The 21,701-nt window shown below is 43.9% G+C and carries 18 protein-coding genes; 8 read left to right on the plus strand and 10 right to left on the minus strand.

Annotation, left to right across the window (positions count from 1 at the left end; all coding sequences use genetic code 11):
* Positions 1 to 2 precede the first annotated feature (2 nt).
* The 6 genes from A0128_RS07945 to A0128_RS07970 all read right to left on the minus strand — a co-directional run bounded on the left by A0128_RS07945 (position 3) and on the right by A0128_RS07970 (position 5,988).
* On the minus strand, positions 3 to 1,235 hold the full coding sequence (locus A0128_RS07945; RefSeq protein ID WP_218918953.1) for a multidrug effflux MFS transporter: 1,233 nt from the start codon (positions 1,233 to 1,235) through the stop codon (positions 3 to 5).
* Between the two features lie 185 nt (positions 1,236 to 1,420).
* Positions 1,421 to 2,086, minus strand: coding sequence for an NAD-dependent epimerase/dehydratase family protein (locus A0128_RS07950; protein ID WP_069607016.1), 666 nt, complete (start codon positions 2,084 to 2,086; stop codon positions 1,421 to 1,423).
* 27 nt (positions 2,087 to 2,113) lie between these two features.
* Positions 2,114 to 3,274: an MBL fold metallo-hydrolase gene (locus A0128_RS07955; protein ID WP_069607017.1), complete on the minus strand. Its 1,161-nt coding sequence runs from the start codon at positions 3,272 to 3,274 to the stop codon at positions 2,114 to 2,116.
* A complete protein-coding gene (locus A0128_RS07960; protein WP_069607018.1) occupies positions 3,261 to 3,860 on the minus strand; it encodes a TetR/AcrR family transcriptional regulator in 600 nt (199 codons plus the stop codon). The genes A0128_RS07955 and A0128_RS07960 overlap by 14 nt, the downstream gene beginning before the upstream one ends.
* 365 nt (positions 3,861 to 4,225) lie before the next feature.
* The gene (locus A0128_RS07965; RefSeq protein ID WP_069607019.1) at positions 4,226 to 5,227 is read right to left on the minus strand and encodes a patatin-like phospholipase family protein; all 1,002 of its coding nucleotides are present in this window, start codon (positions 5,225 to 5,227) and stop codon (positions 4,226 to 4,228) included.
* Positions 5,224 to 5,988, minus strand: coding sequence for a lysophospholipid acyltransferase family protein (locus tag A0128_RS07970; RefSeq protein ID WP_069609197.1), 765 nt, complete (start codon positions 5,986 to 5,988; stop codon positions 5,224 to 5,226). The genes A0128_RS07965 and A0128_RS07970 overlap by 4 nt, the downstream gene beginning before the upstream one ends.
* Positions 5,989 to 6,393: 405 nt before the next feature.
* Between A0128_RS07970 and A0128_RS07980 the strand changes: the two genes are divergently transcribed.
* Positions 6,394 to 6,996, plus strand: coding sequence for a Crp/Fnr family transcriptional regulator (locus tag A0128_RS07980; protein WP_069607021.1), 603 nt, complete (start codon positions 6,394 to 6,396; stop codon positions 6,994 to 6,996).
* An 18-nt stretch (positions 6,997 to 7,014) separates the two neighbouring features.
* Here the strand turns inward: A0128_RS07980 and A0128_RS07985 are convergent, their stop codons facing one another.
* From A0128_RS07985 to A0128_RS08000, 3 genes are all read right to left on the minus strand, one after another.
* Entirely contained in the window at positions 7,015 to 9,033 is a 2,019-nt protein-coding gene (locus A0128_RS07985) for a hybrid sensor histidine kinase/response regulator (protein ID WP_069607022.1), read from the minus strand.
* Between the two features lie 418 nt (positions 9,034 to 9,451).
* Complete coding sequence (locus A0128_RS07990) at positions 9,452 to 11,473, minus strand: putative Ig domain-containing protein (protein WP_083244088.1); 2,022 nt, start codon at positions 11,471 to 11,473, stop codon at positions 9,452 to 9,454.
* Positions 11,474 to 12,180: 707 nt separating this feature from the next.
* Positions 12,181 to 12,531 (minus strand): DUF3147 family protein, encoded by a 351-nt coding sequence (locus A0128_RS08000; protein WP_069607025.1) that lies wholly within the window; start codon positions 12,529 to 12,531, stop codon positions 12,181 to 12,183.
* 241 nt (positions 12,532 to 12,772) lie between these two features.
* On the opposite strand from A0128_RS08000, the gene A0128_RS08005 reads away from it, so the two are divergent.
* The 3 genes from A0128_RS08005 to A0128_RS08015 are packed head-to-tail and all read left to right on the plus strand — an operon-like array spanning position 12,773 to position 15,594.
* Entirely contained in the window at positions 12,773 to 13,582 is an 810-nt protein-coding gene (locus A0128_RS08005) for an efflux RND transporter periplasmic adaptor subunit (protein ID WP_069607026.1), read from the plus strand.
* Between the two features lie 9 nt (positions 13,583 to 13,591).
* Positions 13,592 to 14,842, plus strand: a complete 1,251-nt coding sequence (locus A0128_RS08010; RefSeq protein WP_069607027.1) for an ABC transporter permease — start codon at positions 13,592 to 13,594, stop codon at positions 14,840 to 14,842.
* 38 nt (positions 14,843 to 14,880) lie between these two features.
* Complete coding sequence (locus A0128_RS08015; protein WP_069609198.1) at positions 14,881 to 15,594, plus strand: ABC transporter ATP-binding protein; 714 nt, start codon at positions 14,881 to 14,883, stop codon at positions 15,592 to 15,594.
* A 42-nt stretch (positions 15,595 to 15,636) separates the two neighbouring features.
* On the opposite strand, the gene A0128_RS08020 is transcribed toward A0128_RS08015, so the two are convergent.
* Positions 15,637 to 16,014 (minus strand): eRF1 domain 2, encoded by a 378-nt coding sequence (locus A0128_RS08020; RefSeq protein WP_069607028.1) that lies wholly within the window; start codon positions 16,012 to 16,014, stop codon positions 15,637 to 15,639.
* Between the two features lie 560 nt (positions 16,015 to 16,574).
* On the opposite strand from A0128_RS08020, the gene A0128_RS08025 reads away from it, so the two are divergent.
* The 4 genes from A0128_RS08025 (at position 16,575) to A0128_RS08040 (ending at position 21,667) form a co-directional block, all read left to right on the plus strand.
* Complete coding sequence (locus tag A0128_RS08025; protein WP_069607029.1) at positions 16,575 to 17,558, plus strand: PAS domain S-box protein; 984 nt, start codon at positions 16,575 to 16,577, stop codon at positions 17,556 to 17,558.
* A gap of 12 nt (positions 17,559 to 17,570) precedes the next feature.
* Positions 17,571 to 17,999 (plus strand): sensor histidine kinase, encoded by a 429-nt coding sequence (locus A0128_RS08030; protein WP_069607030.1) that lies wholly within the window; start codon positions 17,571 to 17,573, stop codon positions 17,997 to 17,999.
* 450 nt (positions 18,000 to 18,449) lie between these two features.
* On the plus strand, positions 18,450 to 20,732 hold the full coding sequence (locus tag A0128_RS08035) for a glycosyltransferase (protein ID WP_069607031.1): 2,283 nt from the start codon (positions 18,450 to 18,452) through the stop codon (positions 20,730 to 20,732).
* Entirely contained in the window at positions 20,729 to 21,667 is a 939-nt protein-coding gene (locus A0128_RS08040; RefSeq protein ID WP_069607032.1) for a glycoside hydrolase family 130 protein, read from the plus strand. The genes A0128_RS08035 and A0128_RS08040 overlap by 4 nt, the downstream gene beginning before the upstream one ends.
* Positions 21,668 to 21,701: the final 34 nt, after the last annotated feature.

Below are 21,701 nucleotides of genomic sequence, written 5' to 3' on the forward strand. Positions count from 1 at the left end.
CATTAAACCGAAATCGCAGGAGTGATCTCTTCGTGGACCGGAAGTTCTTCCGGAATTCTCCGTTTTCCTATCATCAAAATAAGGAACGCAAAACTTGCGGAAGCAAAAAGTATGATCGAAAGAGGAAGACTCGTGTGAGCGCTAAAAAGGCCGACACAACTCGAGGCAAAGGCGCCGATTCCCATCTGAAGAGAACCCATCAGAGCGGACGCGGTCCCCGCATTTTTTGAAAACGGTGCGAGTGCGAGTGCGGCTGCGTTCGGATTGAGTAGTCCCACAAGAGCCAAAAGACTAAAGAAGAATAGGGTGGTTCCGATCAAGCCAAACCAACCGTTCCAGGTTCCGATCAAAAAAAGAAGTGTGACTGCAACCTGACCGAGCAAAGCGGTTTTCAAAATCTGTTCATTCTTAAATTTTTTGACTAAAAAAATGTTACACTGACTTGCTCCGATAAATCCTACCGAAAGAAGCGCAAATATATAACTGAACTTCTGCGGTTCTACTTTAAAAATTTCCATAAATATGATCGGCGAACCCGAGATATATACAAAAAGTCCCGAGAAGGCGACCGCGCCGGCTAACGTGTAAGAATAGAATTGTGGATTTCTAAAAACGATCCCGTATTGATGAAAAATATGAATCGGTTTTAACGAAACGGAAGGATCGGCTTTATGACTTTCCGGAAGATAAAACACGCTTACCAAAAGCATTAAGAATGCGATCGCGGAGAGTATTATAAAAATTGCATGCCATCCGAAATTTGTGCTGATATAACCTCCGACTGTAGGTGCGAGAAGAGGAGAAACGCCCAAAACCAAAATGAGCAAGGAAAATACTTTTGAACTTTCTTTCACCCTAAAAAAATCTCGGACCATCGCGACGGAGGCAACGTTAGCCACACAGCCTCCAATCGCTTGGATCAAACGAAAAATGACGAGTTCATCGATAGAACGAGAAAACATACATCCGAACGAAGCGAGAATATAAACGAAAAGTCCGACGTAGAGAGGTTTTTTTCTGCCAAAACGATCCAAGAGAGGTCCGTAGAGAAGTTGTCCGAAGGCCAAGCCTATAAAATAACTCGAAAGAGAAAGAGCCACTTCCGCAGCAGGCGTATCTAAATCTTTTGCAATCTCCGAAAATGCGGGAAGATACATGTCGATGGAAAAAGGACTCAGAGCGGTGAGGGTACCTAAGATGAGAATGAGAAAAAAAGGCTTCGGTTTGGATGGCAAGGATTCTTCCTTATCCGATTCTATTTGTTTCTCCATTTTATTAAAAATGAATTTTACAACCAGCTCGGAGTCATTTTGTCACTGTTTTAGTTACAGATGGCGTTGTCAACGTAATTTTGAATATAAGAAAATTGGATCAAGAACAAAAACACGATTTTGAAAATCGGTCTTTTGCTTTTGGAGATTTATCCTCGTTTTGCTAATACGACAATGTCCGGAACTTCGATGGTATTTTTCCCGTATCCTTTTTGAGCAACGGCTAACATCGCCTTCCCTAATTCTGCGAGCGTTGTCACTTGTTTTGGAAAGAAACGACGGAGGGCCGGATAGGCCCACGTAAAATACTTATAATAAGGAAGTGTGTTTTTCAAGCCCGGAGTGGGATGCATGTATCCGGGTCTAAAGTTAAATGCGGCTTTGAATCCGATTTGTAAAAGATCGTTTTCCGTTTTTCCTTTTACCCTTGCCCACATTACCTTTCCCTTTTCGGAACTGTCGGTTCCCGCGCCCGATACGTAACAAAAAGTCGCCTCGGGGCTTTGTTTTTGCAGGGTCTTTGCAAAGTGTAGAGTCAGATCGTGAGAAATCTTGTGATACTGTTCTTCGTTGAGTCCGATGGAACTGATGCCCAGACAAAAAAAGCAGGCGTTGTATCCTTTGAGTTGAGGTTCAATCGAGGAAAGATCAAAAAAGTCGTTTAGTACGATCTCTTTTAGTTTCGGATGTGTAAAACCTCCAGGCTTTCTATGAATTACAAGAACCGATTCCACGTTTTTGTCTTCGAGGCATTCGTGTAAAACTCCTTCTCCCACCATTCCGGTCGCACCCGTGATAATCGCTTTGATTTTCATGTTCAATCCTTTGAATATTCTATTCTTCTAATTCATTTGTGTCGAGCGAATCGGATCTTCCGCGGCGGTTTTCCACGGAAGGTCCGGCCACCAACGGGAAAAATTCTCACTCGCCTCCGGTTCGAAACTTTGTCCGGGTTTTGGAGTGAATACATTTACGCCCATTTCCTTTGCCTTGACCAACACTCTTTCGATGGGTTCGGTCCAACCATGAGCCGCGAGTTCGAAGAGGGCCCAATGAACCGGTAAGAAACTTTTTCCTCTCACCATCTTGTGAGCGATCACCGCCTGTTCCGGTCCGATATGCCAATCCGGCCAGGCTTGGTTGTATTGTCCGGTTTCGATCATCGTAAGATCAAAGGGTCCGTATTTTTCGCCGATATCTTTCATCGCGGGGAAAAGACCTGTGTCTCCCGAATAGTATAATCTATGTTTGGCGCCGATCAGAGCATATCCGGCCCAGAGGTGTTCGTCTTTGTCCAAAAGAATTCTTCCGGAAGCGTGTCTTGCAGGAGTCGCTACGATCTTAAGTTCTCTGATGGAGAAGGATTCCCACCAATCGAGTTCTACAATTTTTGATTCAAGAATTCCCCAATGCGATAGATGTTTTCCTACTCCGAGGGGAACTATAAAGACCACGCCTTTTTCGTTTAGGGCCAGTGTGGTTTTGTAGTCCAGGTGGTCGTAGTGATCGTGCGAAATAACGACGACGTCGATTTTGGGAAGATCTTCGAAAGAGAGAGGAGGAGCATACCAACGTTTTGGTCCGGCCCAGGTGACAGGAGAAGAACGATCGGACCAGATCGGATCCGTGAGAATTTTGTAACCGTCAATTTCGACTAACGTAGAAGAATGTCCGAACCAGGTGACTCTCATTCCGCTTGCAGGCTCGACGTCGTAGAGGGAAGGTTCCGGTCTGTGAACATTTAACTCTTCGATCGGACTTGAAAATTCGCTTTTACGGAAAAGAGAAAGTATACTTTCGGAGACGTCGTTTATCAACGGTTGAGGATTTACAAATTGACCGTCCTTCCAATTGGGTGAGGCTTTGATTCTTGCCTCTCTTTCGCTTGAAGCCGTTAAACTCATACAAGTATAAACGCTAAAGATACAAGCGGAGAAAAGAGTAACGATGGAAATCCATCGGATCGCTTTTAAAACCTTGATTACTTTCTTATTTTTTTTCATGACGACTCCCGAGTGGTGTGCATAAAATTTTAACTGCGGTATTCATTCCCTCTTTGAAAGCGGAACGAGAATTAGAAGAATGTTTTAGCCCTACGGACGTTTGGTTGAGAGTTTCGACTAAATCTTTTATCTTGAGGCCCGCGCCGGAATAATAGTTTTTTAATTCCGATTCTTGAATAGTCTTTCCGATCGCTTTTAAAAACTGCTCTTCGTATTCATGGATGGTAGAACCGAGTAGGTTTTTGCTTGCTTCCACAAGATCGGATGCCCCCGAAGCGAGCATTCCCACATACTGACCCATCCACGCGTCAAAGGCAGAAACGATCCTTTCTTCTATAGAAAGTTCTTTGTCGCTTAACATTTTCTTGGCCGCATCCAATGAGTTTTGAAGCGTGTTTTGAACCACCGCGCGAAAGAGGTCTTCTTTTGTAGCAAAGTGGAGATAGAGCCCTTGTCTGGATACGTCGGCGGCCCTTGCTACCTCGTCCATAGAGGTTTTACGAAACCCGTATTTAAAAAAAACTATAAGCGCAGAATTGAGTATGTCAGTTTTTCTGTCTATTGTTTCGTTCGGTTTTGCGCTCATTTGTCAAACTTTACAATATAGACATTTATTGTAAAGTAGAATTAATTTGTCAATTTTGAATCGGTCTGTCGAAGTGGCTAAAAAAACGGCTTCTGCTAACAAAACAAATGATTGGTGTCGAAATTTTATCTCATACGGACTTGAAGTCCGATTTTAAGTGTTTTTTGTTGAGATCCTTTTGGTAGGAACTTTGGAAAGCAACTCGAATCGTTCGAAGTCTTTAGTTCTTATATTCGGATTTAGAAATTTCGAGAGATCGTAGATGAGAACAAAACGTTTTTCCTTTTAATAGAAAGGAGAAAATTAAAGAGGAGGAAAATGGAAGGACTTGCGACCGTTTTGAAACGGTCGCGGAGGAGGACATTTCAGCGGACCGATTTTTTCTTTTTACTCGATTTCTTTTTCGAAGATTCCAAACGATTCGGTTTGACGAGTTTTTTAACAGTCGAAAGCTGTTTTGCGGAAACATGTTTTTTACTAAATTTCTTCAGAAGAAAGTTTCCAATTTCTTCTCCCTTCTTCATTCCTAAGTCGACGGTTTCCTTGAGTTTGGATCCGTTTGTGGTGACTAAGGTCACAGGCAATTGATTTTCCGGAGAGATCATGTGGATCTGCACACCCTTCGGAGGTTTTTGCGCGACTTCACGAGCGATATTGAAGTGATGATGATGCCAACGACTCATCAGACGAGCCATCTTCCAATCTTTAGGAAAGGAAAGAAAACTTGTAAAAAACCCGAAGGGCGGAGAAATTTTTTCAACGGGAGAATTTAAGACAATCGTAATATCCTTATATCCCGCTTCGATCAGATCCTCCAACGGAAGAGGGTTGAGAACCGCAGCGTCGGAGTAGAGCGTTCCGTCCACTCTGTGTCTTCCCCTGGTTGCGATCGGAAGCGAAGTCGCGGCTTTCAAAAGATCGAATATGTTAGTAGTAGTCGCTCTCACATACTCTATACTTCTCGTGTGAAGATTACTCACCGCGATTCTGAATTCGGGAAGGCCGAACTTTTCAAAGTTTTCCGCGGGAAGCGGGTATTTTTGTCCAAAGAGATCGTCTACGAGATATTCCTGATCCAAGAAAGTTTTTCCTTGAAAAGGATGAAACGGAGAGATGAGTTTTCGGCCGGCTAATTCGAAATACCAAATCGCAAGTGTTTTCAAACTCTTTTCGGGTTCCGGTTTCGGCATCGTAACGTAATACGCCGCCGAACAGGCGCCGGAAGAAACTGCGACCACAAGATCAAAGTATTTGGGTGAAAGAATCGTATGCAAAGAATGTAATGCACCTCCGGCAAAGGCGCCTTTCATTCCTCCTCCTTCAACGAGGAGGGCTCGTTTGTTTCCCTTTGCGAGTGGAATTCTCATACTGCGGAACCTACTGCTTTGGATTCTGATTCTTCGTAACTGTCTCCCGCGCCTTTTTTATAAGTAAACGGATAGGTTAAATTTGTAAGATTTGCAATATCGTGCATACGTTCGTGTAGGAATTCTTCCGGATCCTGATTCGGATGAAGGTGTTTTAATTCTCCGATTCGAATCGTGAGTTTGGTTCTTCTTAAAAAACCTCTCGGTTCGTAGTCCAATCCGAGACAAAGAACCGGAAGGGGGGCTTCTGGTTTGCCGACGATAAAACGAAAAGCTCCGGGTCTTCCTCTTCCCATCTTGTAAGGAACCGTCGTCTGTTCCGGAAAGATGACGAGCATATTACCATTGTATAATACTTTTCGCGCAAACAAAAGATCCTTCTTACTCTTACGGGGCTCAAGTCGGTTTAACGGAATTCCTCCGCATTTTAAAAAGAAATCAAAGAAGATAGGCGCTGCCATAGAATCTTTCATGACTGCCCAGATGCTCCAGCGGACTTTGTAGAGAGCTTTTGCAAGACCTAAGGGGATATCATCGTTTCTCTGGTGTTTGGCGAGAACAAGAACGGTTCCTTCTTTGGGAACGTTGTGAAGTCCGTGGACTTCGGCCTTGTAAAACAGACTTCCATAGAATCTGCCGAACCAATCCAAAATTCTTCGAACCAGATGCGAGCTTCCCGGATGCAAACCCGGTTCCGCATCCGGAGCCTTGTATTTTTTATGGGAATATTTCTCGTTTTTGGAGGAATTTGCTGATTTCATATATTTGGTAAGAGCCAGATTGTCAGAGCAGGTTGCAAAAAAAAAGAACAATGTTCGCTAAGAATTCGAGTTTTTACGAAAGGTGAAGATCGGAAAGACTTCTTAAGAATCGCAGTGTGATCGCGGACTTCGTGCCAGGAAAAGAATTTGGATCCTACTTCTTTTCACGAGAATCTCCGTTTTTTGCGAACCTGCAATTCGCTACAAGAATCGTTCGACAATGTCCTAATGTTGATACGTTTTCTATTTCGCCTTCGAATACCGACGAAGCAGCGGACCGCAAAGAAATCGTTTTCGATTCCAATGGCTCAAGAATTGTTAAACGAAACCCTAAGTTCCAATCGGAATAAGGATTGCTTTTTTGGATGTTTCGATACGATACAGCGATCGAAGCGATTTTTGAAAATGATATCCGACATTCCTTTTATTGAAAATCTAAAAAAGAAAATTCCGAGTTTGGATGAGAACTGGCCTCGATACAAACACATGCTCGAGGAGAGAACCGTTCCTCCGAGAACCGTCCTGATTCATAAGGGAGAATTTGTGAAGACGATCTTTATCGTAAAGAAGGGATGTCTTCGGATTTGGTTCGACGACGACGGAAGAGATATTACGGTAGCTTTCTTTTTTGAGAATCGTCCCATCACTTCTCTTCACAGTTATCGTGGGACCAACGAAACAAGCGGTTTTGTTTTGGAAAGCGTTGAGACCACCGAATTCTACATGGTAAGCGCGGAGAACGCGGCCCTGATCTATCAGGAAAACGAAAAGCTCAAAGATTTTGTCTTGGAATATACTCTCGAACGTTTTGATACTTATATGGCCTTGTTTTTATCTCGGATTCGGGAAAGTCCTGAAGAACGATATCTAAATCTCATACGCCAACAACCCGATATCATCAGTCGAGTTCCGCAACACTACATCGCTTCCTATTTGGGAATCACCCCTGTTTCTCTCAGTAGAATTCGAAATCGAGTCTGGAAAGAACACAAGAAAAAACTAGTTTAGAATTTCAGAATATTCTTATTAATTCTTAAATTGAAATTCTTGAAGAATTTTTAAAATTGTCTTAAAGTCGTAAGGCTTTTGAATCACCGAATTGAGGCCCAGTAGATCCATTTCGCTCTTACACTGAGGATCGATATATCCGCTCGCAAGAACCAGAAACAGTGAAGAATCTGCGGCGCGGATCTTTTTTAATACTTCCAGACCGTTGATTTTTGGAAGATTGAGATCGCAGAGGACAATCTGAATCCGATCCCGGTTTTGAAAAAAGACCGACAAAGCCTCTTCACCGTCTTTGGCCGCGAGAACTTTATATCCGATTCTTGAAAGATAATTTGTAAGAGGTTCTCGGATCATCGGTTCGTCCTCGACGAGAAGGATCGTCTGATCGTTTTTTTGTTTTGGGATTTCAGGAACATCCTGGGAGGAAAAATTTCCGGTCGCTGCTCGCTCTTCGATCGGAAGATATACGCGAAAGATCGTTCCTTTTCCAAATACACTTTCGACTTGGATCAAGCCCTTGTGATTTTCTACGATTCCATAAACCAAAGCTAAACCCAAACCGGTTCCTTTGCCGACTTCTTTGGTCGTAAAAAAAGGATCGAAAATTTTTCTTTTTGTCTCTTCGTCCATTCCGATTCCAGTATCCTCGATTTCAAGTAGTGCATAACGTGAATTTCTTTTTTCTTTTTCGGGGAACACGATGGATTCTCCCGAAACTTCTTTGAGGGATATGGAGAGTTCTCCGCCTTCGATCATCGCGTCCTTTGCGTTGATGATGAGGTTTACAAAAATCTGATGGATCTGGGTGTAATCCGCGTGGATATAAATCGGGTTTTTCTCCAGATAAGTGGTGATAAGGATCGATTTTGGGAACGTGGCTCTCGCTATTTTCACGGCTTCGCGTATGAGATCGTTGAAGGATACGGATTTAAAGTAAGATTCGGTTTTTCTCGCCAACGTTAGGAGTTGTTTGATCAGGGAAGCTCCTCTTTCGGAAGCTCTTTGTATGATTTGAACCGATTGTTTTACTTTTTGCGGGTCGTTCGGATTTTGATCCAAGAGAGAAGCAAAACCCATGATCACGGTAAGAATATTGTTAAAATCGTGAGCGACTCCGCCCGCGAGCGAACCGATCGATTCCATTCTCTGAGAATGAGCGAGTTGTTTTTCGAGTTCGTGTTGTTTGGTGACGTCTCTCGCGACTCCCACGATACGATCGAGTTTTCCAAGGGAATCAAAAATTTGAAACGACTGGATTCGAATCCAACGTTCTGAACCGTCGGAGTGTTGAATTCGAAATCTTTCGTTGAAATCGACTTGTTCTTTTTGTCTGTCGATCGCACACATCACAAGGTGAAGATCGTCCGGATGAATCGACTGCAACCAAGAATCCGGATTCTCATACAAACTGGAAAGAGTGAGTCCCCAGATTCTTTCATACGCGGGGCTTACATAAAGAAGCTGATTTGTTTTGGCTTCCTTCATCCAAAAAACTTCGTCGATCGTTTCGGCCAATTGACGAAACCGCGCCTCGCTTTCCTTTAACGCGGTTTCAGCGGCCTTTCTTTCGGTGATTTCTTGGATCTGAGAAATGAGATAACCGGATGTTCCTTTGTTTTGAGAAATCAGAGAAACTTCCATTTGTATCCAAACGTAGTATCCGTTTTTGTGTTTGTATCTTTTTTCGATTTTGAAAGAATCCCGTTTTCCGTTTAACAACTCGGAGATGAGTCGGAGATTCCATTCCAGATCGTCGGGGTGGGTGATCGATTGAAAGTTCATACCGAGAAGTTCTTCTTTGGAATATCCCACGATCTTTGTCAATGCGGGGTTGAGATGAATCCAAGTCCCGTCTAATCCCAAGACCGCAAAACCGTTTGCGGATTTGTTTACCGCTTCGAAAAAATTCAATTCTTTCGCGGCCTTTTTATGATCAGTAAGAAATTTTTTTTCCGATTCCGCGAGAAAGGAATCTTCCGATTTTATCGGCGCACAGTCTTCGGTGGAATTACGGACTTCTTCATCACAATCTTGCATTGCCTTTTCCTATATCATAATAGGCTAAAGTGTAGAATCAGGATCGGATTTTACGGGAGATTCGCTCCGGTTTCTCCGAATCAAAATTCTGCGTGTTTAGTCTGGTGCATTTATAAGAATAGACGGTCCACGTTTCGGGTCCGTCGTTATCCTTTGTTAATTTGTTTGATTGTGTGCAATGCCTTGCGTACGAAAAGTCGGTCAGGATCTTCAGAACGTTTGTATTTTTCTTTTTAAAGGCATTACAGGATCGCTTCCTAAACACTAAGGACTAAATGGTTTTCGAAAGAACATCGGATTCTTACATTTGTCTTTGACTGAGATCCTAAAAAAGGATCTGGAAGAACACCGAAGATAGAACCGATTTCAAAACAAACCCAGTATAAAAAGAACGTTCCGAAAAACGCTTCGTAAACTTTTATCGATCGAAAGTATAGGCCGCTCCCGAGTTGACCGCGGCGTCGTCATCGGTCGTTGCGCTTGGCGGCGTGCTCGGAGCAAAAAGATTCGATACTAGGGAACTGTCTTCTCCATTTGCGCCGACCACGATGCATTCGTTCGAGAGGGCGACGGACGTTCCAAAAGTATCACCAACACCGCTCACAGTTTCCGCGTTAGGCGCTTTGAGATAGGACTGAAGATTCCAACCGGAACCGTTTCTATGAAAGACGTAGGCCGCTCCTGAGTTTAGGGAAGCGTCGTTGTCGGTCGCGGACGTAGGAAAGGCGGAAGGTGAATTTATGATCGATGGAAGTGCGCTGTCTTCTCCAGTTGCGCCGACTACAATGATATCTCCGAGGATCGCGACGCTCGTTCCAAAAACGTCCGAAGCCTCCGCGTTCGGACTTTTAAGGTAGGCCTCCCATGACCAAGTAGATCCGGAACGAACAAAGACGTAAGCCGCACCGGCGCCCGATGCTCCATCGTTGTCACCAGCCGGAGTCAAACTCGGCCCGAGAGAACTGAGGATCGTCGGTTGATTGCTGTCTTCTCCATTCGCTCCTACTACGATTCGATCTCCGGAGATGGAGATGCTCATTCCAAATTGATCATTGACTTCGATATTAGGGGGCTTTAAGTAGGCTTCCCAAGCCCAATTGGAACCACTCTTGCGAAATACATAGACGGCGCCGCCTCCTACGGCCAATGCGTCATTGTCTCCACCAGGGGTAAGGTTTGGATCCGGGGCATTGGAAACCGTTGTTTGATTACTCTTTTCTGATCTGGCTCCAACCGCAATCGTATTAGAATCTTCTGATATAGATACGCTTGAGCCGAAATTATCGTTTGTTTCCGCATTCGGAGCTTTGAGATAGGATTGAAACGCCCAAGTCGTTCCCGTCCGCGCGTAGACATAGACGGCTCCTGCATCCACCGCATTCGTATTACTCACGAAAGTCGAAGGTGCATTCGTTATAAAGGTTTGATCGCAGTCTTCAAATACGGCGCTAACGACTACTGTATTTCCGGAGATCGCAACTGAATTTCCAAACTGATTCGTGGAAGCCGCGTTAGGCGCTTTTAGATAGGCTTCCCAAGCCCAGGTGGTTCCCGTTCTACGAAAAATATACGCGGCTCCAGCGTTGCCCGCGCCGTCCGTATCGCCTGCCGGTGTGAGGCCTGCGTTAGGCGCATTGATTACCGTATTCAGAGGGCTTTGTTCTCCGATCGCCCCAATCACGATCGTATCTCCGGAAATAGCTACGCTCGTACCGAAACTATCCCCGGTTTCCGCATTCGGGGATTTGAGATATGCCTCTAAAACCCAGGAAGTTCCTACCCGACGAAAAACATAAGCGGCCCCGGAATTGATAGTTCCGTCATTGTCCGTTGCCGAAGTCAAAATGGGCCCCGGAAAGTTCGTGACCGTAGTTTGATTGCTGTCTTCTGTACTCGCGGTGACGACCATCGTATCACCCGAGATCGCCACCTTTCCAAAATTGTCCCCGCTTCCGGCAATACTTTCCGCGTTCGGAGCTTTGAGATAACCCGCCCAAAAAGAATTCAGAGCTTGGATCGTGATGTCGATCGTCGTCGTGTTTGATCCGTTTTCGTTCACCGCGGTGATGGTATAAGAAGTAGAACCTTGTGCGGAAGACGGCGTGCCGGTAATTTCTCCGGTGCTCGCATTCCAACTCAATCCTGTTGGAAGCGCGGGACTAATGGAGAATGTAGTGGGATTGCCCGTGGATGTAGGTTGTATGGCTGTGATAGAAACATTCTTCACAAAGACAAGGGAGGAGTTCGTATAACTCAGACTAGGAAGAATCGGTGGAGCTCCTACAGGATTGGACTCCGAGATAGGGGTTCCCAATAAGACAAGCGCGTGTGTTGTAGATTCATCGTGAAGACAACCCCAGAAAGCGGAAGTAAGAATCCACACAGCACAAAGCATCGATGGAAAAGATAAGAATGGACCATCGCAGACTTTTTCTTTCATTGGATGACTCCGGTAATTTCAAACGAAAGGACAGCTTTGGAGCCATCTGCTTTTCGTTTCTTACAAGAGAATACTGGAAAAAACATATAAATACGCCCTCAGTTATAATCTGTGAATACCTGGATTATAACCTTCCAAAAGAGTCGCAGGATTCCCTGATTTCAGTTCCTCTTCGAGTTAAGAATTCTGAAAATAAAATGTTTGTTCGATGAAAAGGGGAAGAAGTCGGAAGCCGGAGAAGAAAAAAATTAACAGTAAGGAATGAGCTGGCTCAACGAAAGAGAAACAAAAAGAAGGAAGGCGATCGGAAAACGATCTGCTATATACAAAAAATATAATACAGTTCCGTAGGCGATTGCGACAAGATTGAATAGGATGAAAAGAAGGATCATTTTAAATTTTTTCAATGTATTTAGCACTCAAGGACAATAGACGGATAAAACCTGAATTCTTTACAGTAAATTTTTTCCCTCGTCTATGACAAATGAGGATTTATTTTTGATGAGATCCCTTCTGTGAGTGGGCTTGTATTCTTTGGAATTTTTGTTTCAAATTCGGATTAGAACGGTTTCGAATTTGAGTCAGAGCGTTCCGATACCAAATAACTTTTACATTCTGTCCGATTTTTTGGAATCCACGTTGTTTTCCTTTTGTAATTTTTTTTCGAATTCTTAACTTTCTATAAAACTGAAATTGGAATCCAGGGTTTAGAGTAGGTCGATCCCGAATCTTTTCAGAAGTAAAGCAAAGCCAAAGTAAAGAAGAAGCGTCGAGACTACGGAAGTTCCGAGCGCGGGCCAGAATCCGATGGATTGGTGGATTCGGGGAAAGAAAAAAAACATCGGAAGGCTCGGGATTACATACCAAAACGTATAGTAGGCGTGATTTTCGATCTTAGAGGAATCGGCTTGTTCCACTCTTAGCCAAATCAGAGTTAAGATCGTAATCAACGGAAGGGACCCGATAAACGCGGCCAGCTTATCGTTTTTCTTTGCGACTTCGGAAATGGTTACGATCAATAACGAGGTCAGGGCGTATTTGAAAACTAAATAGAGCATTCCTTTTTCCTTGGGGTTACTTTGGATAGAATTCAAAAATCAAAGATTTCAGCAATTCGTAATATTCTCCAGCTAAAGACGTAAAACCGCGTAAAATATAAGAACACGTTTGTTACCGGTTCCATGACAAATGTCAGCATTCTATTTTGAAATAACGGATTGTTTTCGTATCCCGTTTATCCTTTGTGGAATACAACGTTTGGTTTTTCTTTTATTTTGAAAAGGTGTGTGACTCTTTGAAATGAACAAAGCATTGGTTTTTATAAAATTTATTTGGACCTCCCGTTTGGGAAGGTTCGCTTCCATCGGAGCTCTGATCGCTATTCTTCTATTTGGCTCTTATCTTGTGATTCGAGAAAAAAGAACCGAAATTTCGCCAAAAGTCGGATCCATCGTAGAACTCGTATATTCTCTTGGGACAGTCAAATCGGATCGAGTCTATCATCTCAAACTTGGAGTGACTTCTTCGATTCGAAAGATCTTTGTAAAAGAAGGCGAGGTGGTTCGAGAGGGACAGGAACTTTTGATCTCCGATTCCGGAAGTAATTTCCGCGCTCCATTTTCAGGAACGATTACTTCTCTTCCTTTTCAAGAGGGAGAGGTTGTAATGCCGGGCGCTCCTGTACTTACGATGATGGATTTAAAGAAGACTTATATTCTTTTGTCTTTGGATCAGGATTCGGTTTTAAGAATTCGTCCGGGTCAAAGAGCCGAGTTGAGTTTTGAAACCATTCGAGGAAATAAGGTTTTAGGTAAGGTCAACAAGGTCTATCCTTCCGACGGTCAATTTTATGTAAGAGTAGACGTTGACTCTATGCCCGAGGGGACGCTTCCCGAAATGACTGCCGACGTCGCCGTGGAAGTTGCAAGAAAAGAAAACGCACTTTTAATTCCGGTCAAAGCCGTTGAAAAGGGAAAGATACGCGTTAGACGAAACGGTAAGATTCTTAATTTGGACGCAAAGGTCGGAGCCGTCGACGGAGAATGGTGTGAAGTCCTGGATAACGTAGTTTTAGAAACGGACACCGTCTATTTGGACGGACAACGGTAGTTTAAGAATATGTTCTTTTTAGCAATCAGACAACTGATCAGTAGACCACAACAAACGTTCCTAACGTTTTTGGGGATTCTTCTGGGAACCGCCGGTTACGTGGTTTTTTCCGGGATGATGCTCGGATTTCAAGAATACATAACGGATCAACTCGTCAACAACGACGCACAGATTCGTATTTCTCCTCGAGACGAAGTTTTGAAAGAAGAAAGTTTCAAAGGTGTTTTCTTTAACGGAGACTACGTCCGTTGGATCAAACCTCCTTCCGGTAAAACGGATTCCACTCAACTGACAAACGTTAAGGGTTGGTTTTTGAAATTGGATCAAGACGAAAGAGTGGAAGCTTACGCTCCACAACTCAATCGCCAGTTGATTTTCAAATTCGGAAAACAAACCCTACCGGGAAAGTTGCAAGGGATCGACCCGGTGCGGCAGATGCGGGTGACGACGATCGGAAAGTATGTGGAAAAAGGAAATCTTAGAGACCTTGATCGAGGCGGAGACATCATCTTTGCCGGTGCCGGACTCTTAGAACGTCTCGGGGCGGAAGCCGGAGATATCGTACAAGTCGTTTCGCCTAACGGAACGATATCGAACGTAAAAGTCGGCGGGATCGTAAGAGTAGGGAACCGAATGATCGACGAGGTTTCCGTCTACGCCTCTCTTCGGACGGTCCAAAGAATCACACAGGCAAACGGAATCGTTTCCGAAATCGCGGTTCGATTGAAGGACGTTTCTAAGGCGGCCGACGTCGCGACGGAATGGTCCTTTTTTACGAGGGACAAGGTTCAGAGCTGGGATCAAGCGTATGAGAGCATTCTATCCGTATTCAAAACTCAGAATATAGTTCGAGATACTACCACGTTTACGATTATTCTGGTCGTAGCCTTCGGAATCTATAACGTATTGAACATGGTTGTGAATCATAAAAAGAAAGAGATCGCAATCCTTCGATCGGTAGGCTTTGACGAAGGGGATACGATTCGATTGTTTATCATACAAGGACTTCTTTTGGGTTTGATCGGCGCCGTTTTCGGATTGATCCTCGGCGCTCTGGCCTGTTATTCCCTGGACGGTTATCCTTTGGGCGGCGCGAATACGAAAGGTCCGATGATCAACGTGATGAAAATTTCCTGGAACTATTGGATCTATATAAATGCCTTTCTCCTTTCCGTAGTAACGAGCGGAATCGCGGCTTACATTCCGGCTCGTTCCGCTTCCAAGTTGTCCCCGGTTGAAATCATTCGAGGTAGCACATGAACCAAAATAAACTTCGAGACGATCGGAAGAAAGAAACGATGAATCAAGAAGAATCTTATGCGTTGGCCTGCGAGTCTCTGATCAAATCTTTTGGAGAACCGCCGACCCAGGTAGTTCGAGGCGTTACGTTTCAATTAAAAAAAGGAGAATTTGTTTCTCTGACGGGAAGATCCGGTTCCGGCAAATCGACACTTTTGTATATGCTGAGCGGTCTGGATCGCCCGAGTTCCGGAAGGGTTTTTTTAGACGGAAAAGATCTTTTTGAACTGCAGAGCAAAGAGGCTCACAGTTTTCGAAATCAACACATCGGTTTTGTTTTTCAATTTCATTACCTTCTTCCCGAACTCACTGCGATGGAGAATATTCTTATGCCGGCGAGAAAGACCGGCGTGGAAGGGATCAAAAAAGAATATGCAAGAAATCTGTTAAATCAATTCGATTTGGAACACTGCAAGGATAAGTATCCTTCTCAGATGTCGGGTGGGGAACAACAAAGAGCCGCAATCGCGAGGGCTCTTATCATGAATCCCACATTTATCTTTGCCGACGAACCGACCGGAAACCTGGACACGGCTAACGGCGATAAGGCGATGGAATTTCTAAAACAAACCAATGCGGAGAATGGGACTACGATTCTTTACGTAACTCACGACCCGGATTACGCGGCGTTTGCGGACCGTAGAATTCACATGGTGGATGGAAGTATTGAAACCGATCGTTCTCAAAGTCACAAACGAGAGAAAAGTTTATAAGAAAATTGAAAACGATCTTTTGATCCGGGGATGATCGCGAGGTTAGAGTCGGATATGGCGCTTTTCGTAGTATTTTTTGGCCGCCTCAATGATTTCGGGATCGGTACTTTGATCCAAAACAATTTCAGCGAGAACCATCTTGGCGATCGGAGGATGGTGTTTTTCCAAATAGGTTAGAAAATGAGTCTTTGCCAGTCCCGGACCGGAAATCAACAGATCCTCTTCAGGGGAAAGACTCGCAGCCACGTCCTCGAAAAAATGTTTGAGATCCTCGTTCTGAATCAGATTGAAACGATCGGGATGATGATCGTGGTGTTCCGGTTTTCCTTTGTGGTGAATGATCTGTGCGTCCACCGTGTCCTTACTCAAGACAAACTTTTTCGCTACCGACTGATCAATCCAGAGAATACAATGAGGCATGTTGTTTCCTTATCCTTTTTGTAGCCATGGGCGCTTTGGGATATCCTCTATTTAAAGGTAAGAATCGGGTATTTTCAAGTTCTATTCGCTTCGTTTTAAAAAATACGGCTAAATGTGAAGTTACTTAAGGAGTCCGCTTGATTTGCCTCCTACTTATGTTTTCGACTTACAAAGAAAACCGTTCTTGTTTCCCGAGTGTTGATCTCTATTCTTTCCTGATTCACATGATAATGAGAATCAAATGGCTACGATTAAACGAGAAACCTTGTATAAAGTTTCAATTCGGATCCAAACGATAGAAATTCAATAGATTAGAATATACTAAAACGCTGTAAAAGGATCTTTGTACTTGATTCTTGTTAAAAAAAGTCGCTTTAAAAGAGTTTACGTAAATAATCATTGCAATTGTGCATAAAGACCCGTTGTAATAGTATACATAAAGGATGTTTCATCTTCTCGAATCTTTAGATACCTTCGCGCTTTCGTTTCAATTGTTTCCGTTATAAGTGTTGGCTTTCAATAAAATTAGGATGGGCGTCGTAAGGAAAGAATACAAGCTTATGAATGCAGACGAGCAAAAAACGATCCTACTTGTAGAAGACGAGCCTATCATCGGAATGACCGAATCAATACAGCTGAAGAATCACGGTTACAACGTGATCAATGTCATGAATGGCCCCAAGGCCATCGAATCTCTAAACGATAAAAAGAATATCATTGATATCGTACTCATGGATATCGATCTCGGCCACGGTGTTGACGGCACTGCGGTTGCTAAAGAAATTTTAAAAGACCATGACATTCCTCTGTTATTTCTTTCCAGTCACATGGAACCTGAGATCATTAAAAAGACGGAGAAGATCACTTCCTACGGATATGTGGTTAAAAATTCGGATGTAACGATCTTAGACGCATCGATCAAAATGGCGTTTCGATTACACGATTCTTATCAGGATGTAAGGGTCCAAAGGGGAGCCGTTGAATCCAAGAGGAAGGAATTGGAGCTTCTGGAAAAGCGCTATCGTCGTCTGTTTGAGACGGCCAAGGACGGAATTCTAATTTTAGACGCGAGCTCCGGACGAATCGTAGACGTAAATCCTTTCTTAATCGATATGCTCGGTTATTCCAAAGAGCAATTTTTAGAAAAGAATATCTGGGATATCAACGCATTCAAACGTATCGAGTATTCAAAACAACTCTTCAAAGAACTCCAAGAAACAGGATACGTCCGTTATACCGATCTACCTTTGGAAACGATTCAAGGCGATTTGATCCACGTTGAGTTTGTCTGTAACGTCTATTTGGTCGACGAAGAAAAAGTGATTCAGTGTAATATTCGAGATATAACCGATCGAAATCGATATGAAAGAGTTCTTACAAACAATATTGAAGAGAAGGAAGCGATGCTGAAAGAGCTCCAGCATCGGACGAAAAACAGTTTTCAGATGATCACGAGTCTGATCCATCTGAGAGTGCATTCCGCCGATTCTAAAGAGACCAAGGCTGCTCTGGAAGAATTATCTCTTCGAGTGCAGTCAATCTAGGACCTTTATTCCTTGTTATACGAAACCGATTCTTTTAATTTTGTTCAAATCAAAGAATACTGCAATCGTGTGATCGAGTCTATGCTTCAATTATCCGATTCCGTTATCATCCATAAAAACATCGAAGAATTCACGATGACGGCGAAGGATGCCGCGACGATCGGAATGATTCTTATCGAACTCGTATCCAACGCCATCAAATACGCGTTTCCGGATCAAAAGAAAGGAAACGTATCGGTCGAATTGAAAAAAGAAAATTCTAAGATGATTTTGATCGTGAAGGACGACGGAGTTGGGTTTCACAAAGAATCGGATGTGATGACCGCAAAGACGCTCGGCTTAAAACTGGTAAATCTTATGGTCAGTCAACTCAACGGTCAAATTGAATTCGATACTTCCGATGGAACTCAAGTAACGATCGAGTTTCCGGAAATAAATTGATTCTTGATTATAAGTGCCTACGTTTTTGGAATGAGGACACAAAGAAGCAGAGTTGATCTCCGTTTTTACGTTTAATTCTAAGATTCATTTATTGTGATCGACAACGTCGATTTTCTGCGGCAAAATTTAGACGCAACCATTTGCAAAACGCTTTTTTTCCGATTTGCGTTTTCATCGGAAGTCATCTCTGATATTTTTTCCTGAGTGATTCCAAGCCCGCTTTGAATCACAGATGTCCTAGCATCCAGCGCTTGCTTCAGCCAAATCCTATCTTAAGATCGAGCTTTTGTTTTTGGATTGGTCTTGAAATCGAGAAGTAATCGTATATTAAAATTTCATAAAATAATAAACGGAAGAATTATTTAGTCTTTAAGAATTCGAATTTCTCATCTCCGTTCAAGATCCTTTGTTTTCGAATCAGAACATTCGTTGTCAAAAGGAGACGCGCGTATGGAGCACAGTTTTGAAGTTTCGAATTTGAATCGTATCGCCTTTATCGGCAATTATCTTCCGAGGCAGTGCGGAATCGCGACGTTTACGACCGATCTCTGCGAATCGATCGCCACTGCATTCCCTGAAAAAACGTACATCGCAATTCCGGTAAACGACGTCGAGGCCGGTTATACATATCCTTCTCGCGTTCGTTTTGAACTCACCGAGAAAGATATAGATTCTTATCATAGAGCCGCAGATTTTTTAAACGTAAATAACGTGGATTTGGTCTGCCTTCAGTTTGAATACGGAATATTCGGCGGACGCTCGGGAAGTCACATTCTCGCGCTTTTGAACGAACTGCGAATGCCGATCGTAACCACTCTTCATACGATCTTGTCCGAACCCGGACCGGACCAAAGAAGAGTTTTAAAACAAGTCGCGGCCTTGTCGGATCGATTGGTCGTGATGAGCGAACGTGGAGCGAAATTTTTAGAAAAGGTTTACGGTGTTATGCCGAGTAAGATCGACCTGATCCCGCATGGAATTCCCGACGTCCCCTTCGTGGATCCTAGTTTTCACAAGGATCTTTTCGGAGTCGAAGGTAAAACGGTTCTCTTAACTTTCGGGCTTCTTTCTCCAAACAAAGGGATCGAAAACGTAATATCGGCTTTACCTGCTATTTTGGAAAAGTATCCGAACGTAGTTTATATCGTGTTAGGCGCAACTCATCCGCACGTTATCCGAAACGATGGAGAAACTTATCGTTTGTCTCTTCAATGGCTGGCCCACGAGAAAAAAGTGGAGGGAAACGTAATCTTCTACAATCGATTCGTAAGTCTGGAAGAACTCAATGAGTTCATCGGCGCGACCGACATCTACATCACTCCTTATTTGGATCCCGCGCAGATCACTTCCGGAACCTTGGCTTATACGATCGGAGCGGGGAAGGCGGTTGTTTCCACTCCGTATTGGTATGCTCAGGAAGTTCTTGCCAATGAAAGGGGAGTGATCGTTCCTTTTCGAGATCCGGACGCGATCGCGGAACAGGTGATCGGTCTTTTGGACGACGATACCACACGACACGCGATGAGAAAGAAAGCATACATCTACGGAAGATCGATGATCTGGTCAAAGGTAGCGAAAAAGTATATGCAAAGTTTTGAACGTGCCAGGACGGAACGTAGACACTATACTCCGTCCGGACGGATGATCAAACCTTTGGATCGACGTTCTAGCGATTTACCTCCCGTAAAACTCGATCATCTAAAACGTATGACCGACGATACCGGTATGTTTCAACACGCCTTCTTCACCATTCCGAATTACGCGGAAGGATACACGACCGATGATAACGCGAGAGCTCTGATGGTGAGTACGTTCATCCAAGAACTCGGAAACGGAGAGGTCTTCGAACTTACCTTTCGTTATTTGGCCTTTGTCTGGTATGCATACAACGCAAAGACGGGAAGATTTAGAAACTTTATGGACTATCAAAGAAACTGGTTGGAAACAAACGGTTCCGATGATAGTCACGGTCGAGCCTTGTGGGCTTTGGGAACCGTACTTGGAAGGGCGATCGCTCCTCAACTTCCGACGATCGCGGGAAGATTATTCGAACAGGCCCTACCGGCGATACTCGCCACTTCAAGTCCTAGGGCTTGGGCATTCGCTCTGATAGGAATTCACGAATACTTGCAAAGATTTGCGGGTGATAGAATGGCAAATCAAGTAAAGGAGGAACTTGCCGGAAGATTGTTAACTCTCTACAAAAAGAATGATACGGAAGGCTGGCATTGGTTTGAAGAGAGTTTGAGTTACTGTAACGCCGCGCTTTCGCACGCGATGTTACTATCCGGAAGATCGATGCAAAATTCCGAGATGGCTCAAGTCGGAATCGATTCGCTCAACTGGCTTTCCGACTTACAGCGCGCAGACGGAGGTTACTTCGTACCGATAGGATCCAATGGATTTTATAAAAAGGGAGGAAACCGAGCGCGGTTTGATCAACAACCGGTGGAGGCACAGGCGACCGTATCGGCGTGTTTAGAGGCCTATCGATGTACTCGAGATCTAAAATGGCGTAAGGAGGCGAGACGCGCTTTTGAATGGTTTTTGGGAAGAAACGATTTGAACTCATCCGTCTACGATCCGACCACCGGAGGATGTAGAGATGGAATTCATCCGGACAGAGTGAATGAAAATCAAGGAGCCGAATCAACGCTCTCCTTTCTTCACAGTTTGTTTGAACTCCGTTTGGCGGAGAGTGAATTAGAGAACGAAGAAATAGGAAGAAAATGAAATTACAATACCCTGAATTATTCCGAAGACACAAAACAAATCCAATCCTAACCGCGGCGGATTGGCCTTATCCGGTTCATAGCGTATTTAATCCCGGAGCAACTTTGTTAAAAGACGGAACTACACTTTTACTCTGTCGTGTGGAAGATAGAACGGGGAAATCGCATTTTTGCGCAGCGAGATCTAAGAATGGAATCGACGGATGGACGATCGATCCAGAACCTACGATGCCCGCCGATCCCGACAATTTTCCGGAAGAGCTTTGGGGAATCGAAGATCCACGCATAACGTATGTTCCCGAGATGAAAAAGTATGCCGTTGTTTATACCGCATACTCCAAAGAAGGACCAGGTGTTGCTCTCGCCTTTACTGAAAATTTTCTGGAATATGAACGTTACGGAATGATCATGCATCCTCAAGACAAGGACGCAACCTTATTGCCGCATAAAATCGGGGATTACTGGGCCTTGATTCATAGGCCTGCGGGTCAACGCGGATCTCATATCTGGATATCCTATTCTTCCGATCTAAGACATTGGGGAGAACATACTCTTATGATGGAAGCGAAGTTAGGCGGATGGTGGGACGCAAATAAGATAGGACTTTCACCGCCGCCGATTGAAACGAAAGAAGGTTGGTTGATGATCTATCACGGAGTCAGACAGAATGCGTCCGGAGTTCTTTATAGAATCGGACTGGCCTTGTTCGATCTGAATTCACCCGAACTCTGCTTGAAACGAGGACAAGAATGGATCTTCGGACCGGAAGAATCCTATGAACTGATAGGCGATGTGGATAACGTAGTTTTTCCATGTGGAACCACGCTGCTACCCGACGGAGATACGATTCATCTCTACTATGGAGCCGCGGATACGAGCATCGCTCTCGCGACCGGAAGTTTGAAGGAACTGTTGGAATGGCTTCATAAACAATAGAGCGAAGTTTTTTAGAAACTTTGTCACGGCTTTT

The organism is Leptospira tipperaryensis, assembly GCF_001729245.1.
Taxonomy (GTDB): Bacteria; Spirochaetota; Leptospiria; order Leptospirales; family Leptospiraceae; genus Leptospira; species Leptospira tipperaryensis.

Coding starts and splice junctions, on each gene's coding strand:
- A0128_RS07960 (WP_069607018.1), bottom strand. CDS start 3,860: ATGAGCGCAAAACCGAACGAAACAATAGACAGAAAAACTGACATACTC.
- A0128_RS07980 (WP_069607021.1), top strand. CDS start 6,394: ATGATATCCGACATTCCTTTTATTGAAAATCTAAAAAAGAAAATTCCG.
- A0128_RS08025 (WP_069607029.1), top strand. CDS start 16,575: ATGAATGCAGACGAGCAAAAAACGATCCTACTTGTAGAAGACGAGCCT.
- A0128_RS07955 (WP_069607017.1), bottom strand. CDS start 3,274: ATGAAAAAAAATAAGAAAGTAATCAAGGTTTTAAAAGCGATCCGATGG.
- A0128_RS07965 (WP_069607019.1), bottom strand. CDS start 5,227: ATGAGAATTCCACTCGCAAAGGGAAACAAACGAGCCCTCCTCGTTGAA.
- A0128_RS07950 (WP_069607016.1), bottom strand. CDS start 2,086: ATGAAAATCAAAGCGATTATCACGGGTGCGACCGGAATGGTGGGAGAA.
- A0128_RS08035 (WP_069607031.1), top strand. CDS start 18,450: ATGGAGCACAGTTTTGAAGTTTCGAATTTGAATCGTATCGCCTTTATC.
- A0128_RS07990 (WP_083244088.1), bottom strand. CDS start 11,473: ATGAAAGAAAAAGTCTGCGATGGTCCATTCTTATCTTTTCCATCGATG.
- A0128_RS07970 (WP_069609197.1), bottom strand. CDS start 5,988: ATGAAATCAGCAAATTCCTCCAAAAACGAGAAATATTCCCATAAAAAA.
- A0128_RS08015 (WP_069609198.1), top strand. CDS start 14,881: ATGAATCAAGAAGAATCTTATGCGTTGGCCTGCGAGTCTCTGATCAAA.
- A0128_RS08005 (WP_069607026.1), top strand. CDS start 12,773: ATGAACAAAGCATTGGTTTTTATAAAATTTATTTGGACCTCCCGTTTG.
- A0128_RS08020 (WP_069607028.1), bottom strand. CDS start 16,014: ATGCCTCATTGTATTCTCTGGATTGATCAGTCGGTAGCGAAAAAGTTT.
- A0128_RS07985 (WP_069607022.1), bottom strand. CDS start 9,033: ATGCAAGATTGTGATGAAGAAGTCCGTAATTCCACCGAAGACTGTGCG.
- A0128_RS08000 (WP_069607025.1), bottom strand. CDS start 12,531: ATGCTCTATTTAGTTTTCAAATACGCCCTGACCTCGTTATTGATCGTA.
- A0128_RS08040 (WP_069607032.1), top strand. CDS start 20,729: ATGAAATTACAATACCCTGAATTATTCCGAAGACACAAAACAAATCCA.
- A0128_RS08010 (WP_069607027.1), top strand. CDS start 13,592: ATGTTCTTTTTAGCAATCAGACAACTGATCAGTAGACCACAACAAACG.